At 69.9% G+C, this 14029-nt stretch carries 13 protein-coding genes; 6 read left to right on the forward strand and 7 right to left on the reverse strand.

Annotation, left to right across the window (positions count from 1 at the left end):
- Positions 1-78 precede the first annotated feature (78 nt).
- The 3 genes from O1W71_RS00325 to O1W71_RS00335 are packed head-to-tail and all read left to right on the forward strand — an operon-like array spanning position 79 to position 2986.
- The gene (locus O1W71_RS00325; RefSeq protein WP_269266082.1) at positions 79-573 is read left to right on the forward strand and encodes an FMN-binding protein; all 495 of its coding nucleotides are present in this window, start codon (positions 79-81) and stop codon (positions 571-573) included.
- A complete protein-coding gene (locus O1W71_RS00330; protein WP_269266083.1) occupies positions 570-1442 on the forward strand; it encodes an FAD:protein FMN transferase in 873 nt (290 codons plus the stop codon). The genes O1W71_RS00325 and O1W71_RS00330 overlap by 4 nt, the downstream gene beginning before the upstream one ends.
- Positions 1439-2986, forward strand: coding sequence for an FAD-dependent oxidoreductase (locus O1W71_RS00335; protein ID WP_112617998.1), 1548 nt, complete (start codon positions 1439-1441; stop codon positions 2984-2986). Before O1W71_RS00330 ends, O1W71_RS00335 begins: the two co-directional genes overlap by 4 nt.
- 51 nt (positions 2987-3037) lie before the next feature.
- Here the strand turns inward: O1W71_RS00335 and O1W71_RS00340 are convergent, their stop codons facing one another.
- The 4 genes from O1W71_RS00340 to O1W71_RS00355 all read right to left on the reverse strand — a co-directional run bounded on the left by O1W71_RS00340 (position 3038) and on the right by O1W71_RS00355 (position 7241).
- Positions 3038-4414: an HNH endonuclease signature motif containing protein gene (locus O1W71_RS00340; protein ID WP_269266084.1), complete on the reverse strand. Its 1377-nt coding sequence runs from the start codon at positions 4412-4414 to the stop codon at positions 3038-3040.
- Between the two features lie 99 nt (positions 4415-4513).
- The gene (locus tag O1W71_RS00345; protein ID WP_269266085.1) at positions 4514-4933 is read right to left on the reverse strand and encodes a hypothetical protein; all 420 of its coding nucleotides are present in this window, start codon (positions 4931-4933) and stop codon (positions 4514-4516) included.
- A complete protein-coding gene (locus tag O1W71_RS00350; protein WP_331282635.1) occupies positions 4930-6513 on the reverse strand; it encodes a sensor histidine kinase in 1584 nt (527 codons plus the stop codon). Before O1W71_RS00350 ends, O1W71_RS00345 begins: the two co-directional genes overlap by 4 nt.
- The gene (locus O1W71_RS00355) at positions 6510-7241 is read right to left on the reverse strand and encodes a response regulator transcription factor (protein ID WP_112618000.1); all 732 of its coding nucleotides are present in this window, start codon (positions 7239-7241) and stop codon (positions 6510-6512) included. Before O1W71_RS00355 ends, O1W71_RS00350 begins: the two co-directional genes overlap by 4 nt.
- Positions 7242-7329: 88 nt before the next feature.
- Here O1W71_RS00355 and O1W71_RS00360 point away from each other — a divergent pair, with 88 nt between their 5' ends.
- On the forward strand, positions 7330-8343 hold the full coding sequence (locus O1W71_RS00360; protein WP_269266086.1) for a magnesium and cobalt transport protein CorA: 1014 nt from the start codon (positions 7330-7332) through the stop codon (positions 8341-8343).
- Between the two features lie 76 nt (positions 8344-8419).
- Here O1W71_RS00360 and gndA read toward each other — a convergent pair whose 3' ends face one another.
- Positions 8420-10012: an NADP-dependent phosphogluconate dehydrogenase gene (gndA, locus tag O1W71_RS00365; RefSeq protein ID WP_112618001.1), complete on the reverse strand. Its 1593-nt coding sequence runs from the start codon at positions 10010-10012 to the stop codon at positions 8420-8422.
- Between the two features lie 69 nt (positions 10013-10081).
- Positions 10082-10744, reverse strand: coding sequence for a bifunctional 4-hydroxy-2-oxoglutarate aldolase/2-dehydro-3-deoxy-phosphogluconate aldolase (eda, locus tag O1W71_RS00370; RefSeq protein ID WP_269266087.1), 663 nt, complete (start codon positions 10742-10744; stop codon positions 10082-10084).
- Between the two features lie 96 nt (positions 10745-10840).
- Between eda and O1W71_RS00375 the strand changes: the two genes are divergently transcribed.
- Together O1W71_RS00375 and O1W71_RS00380 are read left to right on the forward strand one after the other, a co-directional pair.
- Positions 10841-12283, forward strand: a complete 1443-nt coding sequence (locus O1W71_RS00375; RefSeq protein WP_269266088.1) for a gluconokinase — start codon at positions 10841-10843, stop codon at positions 12281-12283.
- A gap of 8 nt (positions 12284-12291) precedes the next feature.
- Entirely contained in the window at positions 12292-13248 is a 957-nt protein-coding gene (locus tag O1W71_RS00380) for a phosphoglycerate dehydrogenase (RefSeq protein WP_269266089.1), read from the forward strand.
- On the opposite strand, the gene O1W71_RS00385 is transcribed toward O1W71_RS00380, so the two are convergent.
- A complete protein-coding gene (locus tag O1W71_RS00385) occupies positions 13223-13918 on the reverse strand; it encodes a FadR/GntR family transcriptional regulator (protein ID WP_269266090.1) in 696 nt (231 codons plus the stop codon). The genes O1W71_RS00380 and O1W71_RS00385 overlap by 26 nt on opposite strands.
- Positions 13919-14029: the final 111 nt, after the last annotated feature.

Here is a 14029-nt window from a genome sequence, read left to right on the forward strand (position 1 = left end):
AGGGGAGCCATGAGATCGGCCGCTAGCGTGAGATCAGCCCACCTCCCCCCGGAGGGGCACGACACAGGAGGACCCGCCATGATCCGCGCCACTGCCGTACCCCGTTCGCTTCGCGTCACCGCCGCGGCGGCATCCGTCGCCGGCCTCGCTCTTCTCGCGGGCTGCGCCGGACAGGCCGATGCCGAGCAGCCTGTTTCCGGCTCGAACCCGTCCGCGGACGCGACACCGGCGACCGGATCGACCGGCTCGTCCGGCGGGACGGGCGCGACGGGCGGCACGTACACTGACGGCACCTACACGGCCGAAGGCACCTACCAGACGCCCGAGGGGCCCGAGACGATCACCGTCGAGCTCACGATCGCGTCTGATGCCGTGACCGCGGTCGAGGTCACGGGCGAGCCGACCCGCCGCGAGAGCGAGCAGTACCAGTCGCAGTTCATCGGCGGCATCTCGGATGCTGTCGTCGGCAAGAACCTCGACGAGGTGAAGGTCGACCGTGTTGCTGGCTCATCGCTCACGAGCGGTGGCTTCAACGCCGCTGTCGAGGAGATCCGTACCGACGCAGCGGCATGATCCCCGCGCCTGTCGCGCCCGGCCGGTGGGACTTCGACGCCATCGGCACGGCGTGGCGCATCGACAGCGAGGCGCCGGTGCGAGACGCCGATCGTGCGGCCGTCCTGGCGCTGGTCGACGCGTTCGACCGGGACTGGTCGCGGTTCCGCGCGGACTCGACCGTGAGTCGGCTCGCGACGGGTGGGACGGTAGCGGCGCCGCGAGATGCTGAGGCCATGCTCGGGCTGTACGACGAGCTGGCGGATGCCACGGACGGCTCCGTCAACCCGCTCGTCGGTGACGCGGTCGCCCGACGCGGCTACGATGCCTCGTACTCGATGCGAGACGGCGGCGCGTCGGCCGCGCCGGAGCGGTGGCGCGAGGTCGTCGAGCTCTCCGGCGGCAGCCTCACCCTGCACAGCCCCGCCACGATCGATGTCGGCGCCCTCGGCAAGGGGCGCCTGGTCGATCTCGTCCGCGCAGAACTGCGGCGGCGGACGACGGGGTGGCTCGTCGTCGACGCGAGCGGCGACCTGGCGGTCGACGGGGTGCGGCAGCGCGTCGCGCTCGAGCATCCCTACGATCCGTCGCGAGCGCTGGGTGTCTGGACGCTGGATGCCGGGGCGCTATGCGCGTCGGCGACCAACCGCCGCGCGTGGGGCGACGGGCTGCACCACGTGCTGGACGCTCGTACCGGCGAGCCGGTGCGGGAGTACGCGGCGACCTGGGCGGTCGCTGCCGATGCGATGACGGCGGATGCCGTCGCCACCGCCCTTTTCTTCGACGGCGGCCCGCGGTTCGCGCAGGCGCAGGGGGCATCGTGGGTGCGGATGCGCACCGACGGTTCCGTCGAATGGTCACCTCACTGCGAAGCGGAGTTGTTCGTATGACGTCCCTGACAGCCTTTCGGAATCGGACCGTCGGCGCGCTCGGGCGGGTGTCGATGTACCGGTTCGTCCTCGTCGCACTCTCCGCGCTGGCGGTGATCGCTTTCGTGCTCACCCTCGTGGGTCAGATCGCCGGCGACCCGCTCGCGCTGCCGGTGTCGCTCATCGTGCTGGCCGTCGCGATCATCGCGGTCGATGCCGTTGCGCAGCGGATGCTCGGTCGCACCTGGCGCATCGAGTCGGCGCTCATCACCGCGCTCATCCTGTTGTTCGTCCTGCGCCCGACGCTCGAGCCGGTCGGACTTCTGGGGCTCGCCGTCGCGGGAGCGGTGGCCTCGGCCTCGAAGTACCTGCTGGCCTGGCGCGGGCGGCACATCTTCAACCCCGCGGCGGCGGGCGCGACCGTGCTGACGGTGCTCAGCATCCCGTTCCCCGATCTCGGCGCATCCGCATGGTGGGTGGGTTCGCCTGTGCTGGCCGTGCCGGTCATCGTGCTCGGCGGGCTGGTGCTCGTGCGCACGGAGAAGGTGCGGGTGGTCGCGGTCTTCCTCATCGTCGCGGTGGCCGTCGCGCTCGTGCGGACGTTCGTGCAGTACGCGCAGGTGTCGCTCCCCGTCGACGCGTCCGTCATCGGGCAGGTGCTGTGGTCGTCGCCGTTCCTGTTCCTCGGCGCGTTCATGCTGTCGGAGCCGCTGACCCTGCCGCCGCGTCGGCGGCAGCAGTACGCGGTCGCGGCTCTCGTGGGGGCTCTCGCGGGATGGCCGATCCTCGTCGGCGACGTGAGCCTCGGGCAGGAGCGTGCGCTGCTGATCGGCAACCTGCTGGCGTTCTTCTTCGCGTACCGCGCCGCGGTGCGGCTGACCTTCGTCGAGCGCACAGCCCTGACTCCGTCCGTTCGCGAGCTGACCTTTCGGGCGCACCGGGGTTTCCGATTCCGCCCGGGTCAATACCTCGAGCTCGAAGTGCCGCACCGTCGCCCCGATGCGCGGGGGACTCGACGCGAGTTCTCGATCGTCTCGGCGCCCGCGGAGCTGCCGGAGGTGCGGATCGCTATCCGCGAGGGTTCGCAGTCGAGCTATAAGAAGGCGCTCGCGCTGGTCGAGCCCGGTCGCGATCTGCCCGTCACCGGCGTGTGGGGCGATTTCGTGCTGCCCGCACGGACCGATGCCAAGGTGCTGCTCGTCGCGGCCGGCATCGGGGTGACCCCGTTCGTGTCGCAGTTGCGCGAGATGCGTCTGGCGGGGGAGCGGCGGGATGTCGTCATGGTCTACGTGGCATCGGATGCCGACGAGCTGGCCTTCCGCGATGACATCATCGCTGCGGAGATCCCGGTGATGGTCGTGACGCGAGACGAGCCTCGGAACCTGCCCGACCACTGGACGTGGACGGGCGGGGCGCGGCTGACCGCGGCATCTCTCGCCACGCTCGTGCCGGACCTCACCGAACGGCACGCGTTCATCTCGGGACCGCCGCGGCTCATCGCCGACCTCGCCCCGGCGCTCTCGAAAGCGCGGTCGCTCACCACGGACGCCTTCGCCGGATACTGAATTCGCAGTGCGTGTCGAGATCGCGCGACGCATCAGAAGGGTCGCGACGCATTAGAAGGGTGGAGCGAGATCCGGCGGCGGCCCGCCGGTTCCGACGCGAGATCGCGGTGGGCCGGAGGTGTCGATGGTGAAGCACACCGCGGGTATGGGAACGTCTTCGCGGTAGACCCGGCCGAGAGGTGAGGTCCATTCGAGGACCCCGCCGCCGACCTGCCTGACTTTCCACTTCGTGAATTGCTTCATCGAGTGGTGTCGTTGGCAGAGGTGGGCGAGGTTGAAGATGTGGGTGTGCCCGCCGAGGGCGTAATCGATCGTGTGGTCGAGTTCGCAGCGGATCGCGGCTCGGCGGCATCCCGGGAATCGGCAGTGCTGGTCCCGGGCCATCAGGAGCTTCTTCATCGACGCGGTCGGCCGGTACATGTCGATCTCAACCGGCGTCCGGGTGACGGGGTCGATGAACAGCCGGTCCCACTCGGACACCTGCCCGGCGAGCTCGCGTGCCGTATCAGCATCGATCAGCGCACCCCCGACGACTTCGGCGGGGTTCTCGTCACGCCCCATCAACGTCTCGGCGGTAACCGCCACCTGAACACGTGCCCGGATCGCCCCGAGCCCACCGGCCCGGTCCGTCCCGTACGTCGGGTCAACGACCGGCGCCCCGCCGAGCACCAGGTCGCCCAGGATGTCGGCCCGCAGCTGATCCATCGTTCGCGTATCGGCGGGCTCGCCCGCCCCGGCGGCATCCGCCCCCGCACCCGCAGCCGCATCCGCGGTCCGGGCGTCCTTGACGGACTGTCCCATCTGCGTGAGCCGGTCGAGCATCCCTACCGCGATCACTGTCGGGACTGTCGCGGTGACATCCGACATCCCATCCGCCCCGTGTGCGACCCGCACGCACCGTCCGGCGGCGGCTTCGCGGTGCCGGTCGGTGAACGTGCGCTCGTGCAGCCTCTCAGCCAGGGACCGCAGGGCCGGTTTCACCCGGGTGGCGATGTCGCGCTCGCACACCGCGATCGCCGCGACCTCGAACTCGCCCCGCACCTCATCGGGCAGCCCGGTCCCCGCTGTGACGACCGCGTCGACGTGGTCGCGGGTGATCCGCCGCTCCTCCCACGCCGAGAACACGGTCGGGTAATCGTCGACGACCGTCAGCGCATGGTCGATGTCGGCCTGCAGGCGCCGGTCGGTCCGCCGGGCAAGCCCCGCGGCTTCGGCCGCGACCGACCGCAGCTCCATGTCCGACGCCATCCCACGAACCCCGTCACGACGCGCCTCACGCAACGCGGACCGGCCCAGCTCGGCCAGAGCCCGCACCGAAGCGACATCCGCGTCATGCACCAGCGCGAGCGCCTCGCCGTAAGCCGCGATCGCGGGGCCGTGCGGCGAGACCTCGATCTCGTCCGAGCCGCAACCCCTGTTCGCTGACATGTTCCCATTGTGTCAGCGGGGTCAGACATTCACATCGAACGTAGCTACGAACTGCAAAACCCGTCAGACCCCACCCCTGGGGAGGAATCGCCGACCGGCTCAGCCGCCCGCCCGACCGCGCCCGTCGATCTCGGAACAACGGTGTTCGACAGCACGTACGATGTCATCCACCGCGCGCCACAGCGCCGTCGATGCATCCGTCGGCGACGGGCTGGCATCCCCGCGGAGACGGCGCTTCAGGAGGTCCTTCGCTTCAGCGCGTTCGATGTCGGCGGTGAGCTCGAAAGCGAGAACGTCGAAGTCGCGCTCCGCATATCCGTTTACGGTCGCTCGTACTCGGCCCAGCTGCGCATCGTCGCTCTCGAGGTGCAGGTGAGTGCGGAGCGCTGGGTCGTACGGTGTCGCGCCGACGTAGGCGATGTCGCCTGTCGCCGCGTCGACCCAGACGTAGATCCATGAGCTGGACGGCTGCACCCGCCCGCGGCGGACCGCGACGATCCAGGGCTGCCCGATCGTCATAGCGAGTCCTCGGTTCCGCCCGCCTGTTCGGTCGCGGTCGGGCTCATGTCGGCATCCGAGGGCTCGCCCGCCGCCGGGGCGGCCGGCCGCGCGGTGAGGCGCAGTTCGAAGGTGGTCGAGCCGGGCTCGCTCTCTACGGTGAGCGAGCCTCCGTGCGCGGCGACGATCGCGCGTGCGATCGACAGACCCAGCCCCGTGCCGCCGGTCTGACGCGCGCGGGAGCGATCACCGCGTGAGAAGCGTTCGAAGATCTCGTCCGCCACCGCGGGGTCGATACCCGGGCCGTCGTCGTGCACCGACAGGATCGCGGTGCCGTCAGCAACGCGGACCGAGGTGGTGACGGTGGTGCCCGCAGGGGTGTGCACGCGGGCGTTCGCCAAGAGGTTCGCGACGACCTGCGTGACGCGAGTGGCATCCGCCGCCACGATGACCGGCTCGTCCCCCACGTCCAGTCGCCACTCGTGATCCTGACCCGCGGCCTGCGCATCGGCGACCGCGTCGACCGCAAGCGCGGTCAGGTCGACGGTGCCGTAGACGAGTTCCTGGCCTTCATCGAGTCGCGCGAGCAGCAGCAGATCCTCGACGAGGCTGGTCATGCGGAGTGACTGCGCCTGGATGCGCTCGAGGGCGGCCGTCGTCGTCTCTTCGACCCCGGGCATGCCCTGGCGCATCGCGCGCAACGAGAGCTCCGAGTATCCGCGGATCGACGCGAGCGGAGTTCGCAGCTCGTGGCTCGCGTCGGCGACGAACGACCGCATGCGCTCCTCGTTGCGCTGACGTGCGATGAGGGATGCGTCGACATGGTCGAGCAGCGTGTTGAGAGCTGCGCCCACGCGGCCGATCTCATCGTGGTCGTCGGTCTCCTCTGCGGGCACGCGCTCGGTGATGGAGACAGCGCCCTGGGCGAGGGGGAGCGACGCGACCCTCGTCGCCGTGTCAGCCACAACGCGCAACGGCCGGAGCGAGCGCTGGATGACAACCGCGATCGCTGCGCTGAGCAGCAGCAGGCCGCCAACGGTGACGATGGTGATCGTGGTGACGACGGTAGCGACTGTATTGTCGACCTGCGCGAGTGGAAGAGCGCCGAGTCCGCTGATGTCTCCCGCGACGAACGGTACGACTCGGTAGGCGCCGAGGTCACCGATCTCTACAGTCGCCGCCGGGGCGCTAACGTCAGCCGCGGCCAGATCGTCGAGTTCGGCGGCAGTGAGGCTCCGGACGCCCTCCTCGCTGTCGGAGGTCGCCCCGGTCACCACACCGCGGGGGTCGCGCACGAGGAGCGTGTAACCGTAGGGGAGCCCCGTGGTGCCGGCGATCGTCTCCTCCGCAGAACGAACACGCACGACGTAGCCGCTGCTGTCGAAGAGCTTCAAGCTCCGTGTGAGAGATTTCGCGTTCGTGTCGACAGTCGTGACGAGGACGGTCCCGATGGTGGTCGCGAGCCCGACCGCACTGGCGACGAGGGTCAGCGCCACGATACTGACGACGGTGAGCATGAGCCGGGTCTGCAAGGTCCAGCGCTTGCCCGGCGGCCGGCCCGCGCACCCACGCCCGACGGCGGCATCCGAAGAAGGCGTCACTGCGGAGCTTTGATCATGTAGCCCACACCCCGGACGGTGTGGATGAGCGGCTCGCGACCCGCATCGATCTTCTTGCGCAGGTACGAGATGTAGAGCTCGACGACCGAGGATCGCCCGCCGAAGTCGTAGTTCCACACGCGGTCGAGGATCTGGGCCTTCGACACCACGCGGCGCTGGTTTCGCATGAGGTAGCGCAGGAGCTCGAACTCGGTGGCGGTGAGCTCGATGCTCGTCCCGCCGCGTTCGATCTCGTGCGAGTCCTCGTTGAGCGTCAGGTCGCCGACGCGGAGCACGGGGTCGGCGCCACCGGCGGTCGCGGTTCCGGCGCGCCGCATGAGGCCCCGCAGCCGTGCGACGACCTCCTCGAGACTGAAGGGCTTCGTGACGTAATCGTCGCCGCCCGCTGTGAGCCCCGCGACGCGGTCGCCCACAGAATCCTTCGCGGTGAGGAACAGCACGGGAACGTCGTCACCGGACTGGCGAAGGCGCTGCAGCACCGACATCCCGTCGAGGTCGGGCATCATGATGTCGAGCACCATGGCGTCCGGCTCGAACTCCCGGGCGAGCGAGAGCGCCTCGAAGCCGGATGCCGCGGAGCGGACCTCCCAGCCCTCCATCTTCAGCGCCATCGAGAGCAGATCGGTGAGCATCTGCTCGTCGTCGACGACGAGGATGCGCAGCGGGGAGCCGTCGGGACGCTGCAGTGCCGTGGGAGCGGGAGTGGTCATGAGCCCATTGTGAGGCGTTCGCTATGGAAAAGCTATGGACGATGCTATGTGCGCGCTGTGAGGTCGGGATGTGGCATACGGTGACGTCATGACGAACGTTGAGGCGGCGGTGTATCTCGACGGGTCGCGGATCGGCGACGGTCTCGCGCCGCGCGACGCCGCGGTGCTCGCACGAGAGCGGGGCGGCTTCGCGTGGGTCGCGCTGATCGACGTCGACGCCGCGCAGATCGAGAGCCGCGCGGCCGAACTCGGCCTGCCCCCGATCGCCGTCAAGGAAGCCCTCCGCCCGCATCAGCGGTCGATCTTAGAGCGGTACGGCGACCACGCCTTCGTAGTGCTGCAGCCCGCGCATTACGACGATGCCTCCGAGACGGTCCGCTGCGACGAGATCGACGTGTTCCTCGCATCGCACCTCATCGTGACCGTGACGCGCTCGGATCGCATCGACCTCAGCGAGCTCCAGGGTCGTCTCGACAGCCACCCGGACCTGCTCCGCCGCGGCCCGGCATCCGTCATGTGGGTACTCGCGGAACTCGTCACGACCGGTTACCGCGCCGTGCTCGACGGCGTCGAGAACGACATCGACGAGATCGAGGATCAGCTGTTCGGCGACGACCCCGGAGTGTCGCGGCGCATCTTCGACCTGCAGCGGGAGGTGATCGACCTCGCTCACGCCACGACGCCACTGCCGGACGTCCTGACGCGGCTCGCTTCGACCCTCACGGATGCCGCGGCCGGCGCCGAACCGGCCGGATGGGACGACGTCCGCGGCCGCGCGCAGTACGTGGCGGAGCGCGTGCAGTCGATGCGGCACACGCTCGACGACGCGTTGACGATCCACGCGACCCTCGTCAACCAGCGGCTGGACGAGAAGATGGCCGACCTCACCGTCGTCCAGGTGCGCCAGAACGAACAGGTCAAGAAGATCTCGTCGTGGGCGGCGATCGGATTCGCCCCGACGTTCGTCGCGAGCGTTTATGGCATGAACTTCAGATTCATGCCCGAGCTGGACCAGCCGTGGGGCTACCCGATGGCGCTCGGGCTGATGGTGCTCCTGAGCGCCGGTCTCTACGGGATCTTCAAGCGCAACGACTGGCTCTGACGTCTCGTCGTCGCGTACGGCGAAGGCCCCGCCGAGCGGAGATGCTCGACGGGGCCTCGTGACCTCAGGAGTGGGGTCAGTGCGTGTCTTCGGCCTCGACCTCGGAACGGTCTCCCGACCACAGCGTGTGGAAGGTGCCGTCCTTGTCGATGCGCTTGTAGGTGTGCGCACCGAAGAAGTCGCGCTGGCCCTGGATGAGGGCTGCCGGCAGGCGCTCCGCACGCAGGCCGTCGTAGTACGACAGCGACGAGCTGAAGGCGGGAGCGGGGATGCCGGCGCCGGCCGCGGCCTGCACGACGTGGCGCCACGCGTCCTGGGCGCGGCCGAGCGCCTCGACGAAGTACGGCGCGGTCAGCAGGACGGGGAGCTCGTCGCCGGTCGCGTACGCGTCGGCGATACGGTTGAGGAACTGCGCGCGGATGATGCAGCCGCCGCGCCAGATCTTCGACACCGCGCCGAGGTCGATGTTCCAGCCGTACTGGGCAGCGCCGGCACGGATCTCGTCGAAGCCCTGCGAGTAGGCGACGATCTTGGAGGCGTAGAGCGCGAGGCGCACCTGCTCGATGAAGGCGTCGGCGTCCTCGACCGTGAACGAGGCGTCGTCAGGGCCGGGCAGCGAGCCGGACACGTCGCGCTGCTCGCGGTGGCTCGACAGCGAACGCGCGAAGACGGCCTCCGCGATGCCCGAGACGGGCACGCCGAGGTCGAGCGCGGTCTGCACGGTCCACGCGCCCGTGCCCTTGGCACCGGCCTGGTCGACGATCACGTCGACCAGGGGCTGACCGGTGGCGGCATCCGTCTGACGCAGCACCTCGGCGGTGATCTCGATGAGGTACGACTCGAGCTCGCCGCGGTTCCACTCGGCGAAGATGTCGGCGATCTCGGCGGGCGATTTGCCGGTGCCGCGGCGGATGAGGTCGTAGGCCTCGGCGATGAGCTGCATGTCGGCGTACTCGATGCCGTTGTGCACCATCTTCACGAAGTGGCCGGCGCCGTCGTGGCCGACGTGCGTCACGCACGGCTCGCCCTCGGCGACCGCGGCGATCGATTTCAGGATGGGGCCGAGGGTCACCCACGACTCGTCGGGGCCTCCGGGCATGAGCGAGGGCCCGAGGAGGGCACCCTCCTCACCACCGGAGACGCCCATGCCGACGAAGTTGAAGCCGGCCTCGCGGACCGCCTTCTCACGACGGATGGTGTCGGTGAACAGCGAGTTGCCGCCGTCGACGATGATGTCGCCCGGCTCGAACACCCGCATGAGCTCGTCGATGACGGCGTCGGTGGGGCGACCGGCCTTGACCATGATGATCGCGGTGCGCGGCTTCTGCAGGTTCGCCGCGAACTCCTCGTACGAGAAGGCGGGGATGAAGCCTGCCTCGGGGTGGGTCTCGATGAGCTCGTCGGTCTTCGAACGCGACCGGTTGAACACGGCGACCGTGTTCCCTTCGCGGCTCGCGAGGTTTCGGGCGAGGTTCGAGCCCATGACGGCGAGTCCGACCACACCGATGTTCGCGGAGCCGGACCCGGCCTCGGCGGGAGCGCTGCTCTCGTCGGGGGTCGGGCGGTCGACCTCCTCGGGACGCGGGGCGCCCTCGTGGACCGTGGCCGCTTCGTGCGGCGCCTGATCCTGATCGGTCGAGGGTCCTGTCGGTGAGGGGGTCGACGCCATGCGTAGCTCCAGGTTCGCGTGCGGGTGGGGTGGCCAGGTGCTGCGAGAGAGCCCGGCTCTCTCGCCACTTTATCCGTTCGGCAGGCCGGCCGGAGCGGCTTGCGACAAGGCGTCGACACGTGCGACCGCGTCGGATGCGGCGCGGACGATGGCGGCGGCATCGCGTGCTCGGACGGCGGTCCGCGGCAGCATCCACGAACCGCCGACGGCGGTCACCTGCGGGTGCGCGAGATAGGCGTCGAGGTTCGTCGCGTCGATGCCGCCGGTCGGCACGAACCGCAGGTCGCCGAAGGGGCCGGCGAGAGCACGCAGGGCGGGGAGGCCGCCCGAGGTCTCTGCGGGGAAGAACTTGACGGTGGTGATCCCGGCGGCGAGCGCCCCCATGATCTCGCTCGCGCTGACGGCTCCGGGAATGAGGGGAACCCCGAGGTCGGCGGCGCGGTCGGCGACCGCGGGGTGGAAGCCGGGGGAGACGAGGAAGCGGGCACCGGCGGCGACGGCGGTGTCGACCTGGGCGGGCGAGACGATCGTGCCCGCGCCGACGAGCACGTCGCCTCGTTCGGCGATGGCTTCGATGGCGGCCGGTGCTGCGGGGGTGCGGAAAGTGATCTCGGCCACCGGGAGCCCGCCCTCGGCGAGCGCAGCGGCGATGAACAGGCCCTCGTCGGCGGTGTCGGCCACGACGACCGGAACGAGGCGGTGGCGGGCGATCTGATCGAGAACAGCGACCATGATGTTTCTCCTCGGGGTGTCCATCGTCGGCCGAATGATCATATCATTGGGTCTCGGCGACGCTGCTGCCCGCCGGACACCCGACGATGGGCCCCTATGAAGATCCTCGCTCTCGAAGCCAGCACCACCTCGGCGAAGACCATGCTCTTCGACACGGATACCGGCGCGGTCGCCGTTCGCAGCCGCCGGTTCGAAGTCGATGGGCCCGATTCGGCCGTCCGAGATGCCGACGCGATCTACATCCAGCTCATGGCCCTCGGTCGCGAGGCCGCAGCCGGCCAGCGGATCGACCTCATCGTGCTGAGCGGCACGTGGCACGGCCTCACCCTTCGCTCCGACGACCTCTCGGCGGTCACCCCGGTGATGGAGTGGCCCTACACCGGCGCGCAGGACCTCAGCGCCGCCCTCCGTGCGGACGACGACTTCACGTGGTGGTTCTACGAGCGCACGGGCTGCATGGTCAATGCCATCTATCCCGTGTTCAAACTTCAGCACCTCCGTGCGCAGGGGCTCGACATCGACGGGCTGCTGGCCCTCGACCAGGCCAGCCTCATCTTCGCTCGGATGACGGGTGAGGTCTGGACGAACGATTCCCTGGCCTCAGGCAGCGGGCTGCTCTCCGCCACCGATGCGACGTGGGACAGCGAGGTCATCGACCGCTTCGATCTCGGTCGCGTCCGGCTGCCCGAGCTGCACGAGACCACTGCCACGGCGCCCCTGTCGGCCGAGGCCGCTGTGCTCCTCGGACTCGCCGCGGGCATCCCGGTGCTCACCCCCGGCCCGGACGGCGGCTTGAACCAGATCGGCGACCTCGCGACCGAGCCCGGCGAGATGACCTTCTCGATGGGGACGAGCGGCGCGCTCCGCGTCGCGTCGCGTCATCCGGCGTTCTCGCCCACGCTGAGCACCTGGTCGTACCGCTCGCCGCTCGGTGCGCTGAGCGGCGCAGCGACCTCGGGATGCGGCAACTGCGTCGACTGGGCGCGCGACCGCCTGTTCGGGGCTTCGACCGACTACCTCGACATCGAGCCGTCGCTGTCGACCGACCGGGTCGACCTGCCCGTCTTCCTGCCCTTCCTGTTCGGCGAGCGGAGCCCGGGCTGGCAGGACCAGCGCCGCGGCGGCTTCGTCGATCTCGCGCCGGCACACTCGCGCGTGGACATGTACCAGTCGGTGCTCGAGGGCATCGTGTACTCGCTCTACCACTGCTACAAGGAGCTCACCGCCCTCGGTGGGACGCCTCGTCGCATCGTCCTCTCCGGCGGCGTCCTGTCGTCGCCGTTCTGGACGCAGCTCACGGCCGACGTGTTCGGGGTCGAGATGCAGGTCTCGGCGCAGCAGCACACCTCGATCGTCGGTGCGGTGCGGATGGGGATGCTCGCGAGCGGGCTCGACCTGCGGCATCCGGCCTTCGATGACGTCGAGGTGCGGACGATCACGCCTCGTGAGCAGCACCGAGATCGATACGACGAGGGGTTCGCCCGGTACCTCGATCAGTATCAGCGCACTGTGCCCGGATCGTCCGAGGCGGCGCGATGAAGGTCCTGGTGACGCCGACGTCTCTGTGCCGCGACCCGCACGGCGCATCGCTGCGCCGCCTCCGTGAGCAGGTCGGCGAGGTGATCCTCAATCCTCACGGGCGGCCACTCACGGCGGCGGAGCTCGTCCCGCTCGTCGCCGACGTCGACGGCATCATCGCCGGGCTCGACGACTATGACGCCGCCGTGTTCGAGGCTGCGCCCCGTCTGCGCGTCCTCGCGCGCTACGGCGTGGGCGTCGACCGGGTCGACCTGGATGCCGCGGCGGCGCGGGGCGTCGTCGTGACGCGGACGCCCGGCGCCAACGCGATCGCGGTCGCAGAGCTCGCGATCGGCCTCGTGCTCGCCGCAGCGCGGGGCATCCCGCGGCTCGACGAGGCGGTGCGTGCGGGGGAGTGGCCGCGCCTCGAGGGCAAGGAACTCACGGGCGGCACCGCCGGGGTCGTGGGCTTCGGGGCGATCGGCCGCCTGGTCGCCGAGCGTGCGCGGGGCCTCGGCATGACGGCGATCGCGTACGACCCGATGCTGCCCGACGAGGCGTTCGCGCAGGCCGGGGTCGAGCGGGTCGGCATCGACGAGCTGTGCCGCCGCAGCGATGTGGTGAGCCTGCACGTCCCGCTGCTGCCCGAGACCCGTCATCTGCTCGATGCGCGTCGACTGACCCTGCTGCCGCCGGGAGCGATCGTCGTCAACACCGCGCGAGGCGGCCTGCTCGACGAGGCCGCGGCGCGCCGCGCACTCGACGAGGGGCGCCTCCACGGCGTCGCCGTGGATGTCTACGAGACCGAGCCGCCGTCCAGTTCGCCGCTCGTCGGGCATCCCGGCGTGGTGGCGACGCCGCATGCGGGAGGGCACACGAGTGGTGCCGTGCAGCGAATGACGGATCAGTCGATCGATGCGCTGCTGGCGGCGCTGCGCGGCGAGCAGCCCGACGGCCTGGTCACACCAGCGCCCGGACCTCGCTGAGGACCGCGTCGACGTAGCCACGGGTGTGGCGCTCCGCACCGTCGGCGTCGCCGCGCGCGATCGCCGCGGCGGTGCGCACGTGGTTGTCGAGCGCCGCTTCGTAGGGGATCGCGGGAGTGAGTCCCACGTCGGAGCGCCCGGCGATGACGGCGGCGATCGCCGCCTTGTTCGCGGCGAGCATGAGGTTGCCGCTCATGTCGAGGATGAGGTCGTGGAACTGGATGTCGACCTCGAGGTACTCCGGCGATGCGCCCTTGCCGCTGCGACCGAGCTCCTCGAGACGCGCCGCCAGGCCGAGGAGCTCCGAGCGCTGCACGTCGGTGCCGCGCTGGGCGGCCAGTCGCGCGGCGATCGGCTCGACGGCGGACCGCAGCTCGTTCACCACGACGATCTGGTGGTCGCGGCGCGGTGATGCGAGCTGCCAGCCGATGAGGCGGGTATCGAGCGCGCTCCACTCGTTCGTCGGCGTCACGGTGAGACCGACGCGCCGGCGCGACGAGAGCATCCCCATCGCCTCCAGCACCCGAACCGCTTCGCGGATGACGGTGCGGGAGACCCCGAACTCGGCTTCGAGGTCGGCCAGAGTGCACACCGATCCGGGGGCGAGTTCGCCCGAGGCGATGCGCAGGCCGAGCGCGTCGAGCACGGATCCGTGGGATGCCTGCGCCATGACGCCTCCGATAAATACGATCAGTGGTTGTAAAAAATACGATCATTGTGCGAGGATCGCTCTGCTCCGCTGCCGTGGCACGGGGCAGCTCGAATCCTAACGCGGGACGAT

Origin of the sequence: Microbacterium sp. H37-C3 (assembly GCF_027157935.1) — a bacterium.
Classification (GTDB): Bacteria; Actinomycetota; Actinomycetes; order Actinomycetales; family Microbacteriaceae; genus Microbacterium; species Microbacterium plantarum.

Excerpts from the sequence above, each read along its gene's own strand:
- O1W71_RS00325 (WP_269266082.1), top strand. The coding sequence starts at position 79 with ATGATCCGCGCCACTGCCGTACCCCGTTCGCTTCGCGTCACCGCCGCG.
- O1W71_RS00330 (WP_269266083.1), top strand. The coding sequence starts at position 570 with ATGATCCCCGCGCCTGTCGCGCCCGGCCGGTGGGACTTCGACGCCATC.
- O1W71_RS00335 (WP_112617998.1), top strand. The coding sequence starts at position 1,439 with ATGACGTCCCTGACAGCCTTTCGGAATCGGACCGTCGGCGCGCTCGGG.
- O1W71_RS00340 (WP_269266084.1), bottom strand. The coding sequence starts at position 4,414 with ATGTCAGCGAACAGGGGTTGCGGCTCGGACGAGATCGAGGTCTCGCCG.
- O1W71_RS00345 (WP_269266085.1), bottom strand. The coding sequence starts at position 4,933 with ATGACGATCGGGCAGCCCTGGATCGTCGCGGTCCGCCGCGGGCGGGTG.
- O1W71_RS00355 (WP_112618000.1), bottom strand. The coding sequence starts at position 7,241 with ATGACCACTCCCGCTCCCACGGCACTGCAGCGTCCCGACGGCTCCCCG.
- O1W71_RS00360 (WP_269266086.1), top strand. The coding sequence starts at position 7,330 with ATGACGAACGTTGAGGCGGCGGTGTATCTCGACGGGTCGCGGATCGGC.
- gndA (WP_112618001.1), bottom strand. The coding sequence starts at position 10,012 with ATGGCGTCGACCCCCTCACCGACAGGACCCTCGACCGATCAGGATCAG.
- eda (WP_269266087.1), bottom strand. The coding sequence starts at position 10,744 with ATGGTCGCTGTTCTCGATCAGATCGCCCGCCACCGCCTCGTTCCGGTC.
- O1W71_RS00375 (WP_269266088.1), top strand. The coding sequence starts at position 10,841 with ATGAAGATCCTCGCTCTCGAAGCCAGCACCACCTCGGCGAAGACCATG.
- O1W71_RS00385 (WP_269266090.1), bottom strand. The coding sequence starts at position 13,918 with ATGGCGCAGGCATCCCACGGATCCGTGCTCGACGCGCTCGGCCTGCGC.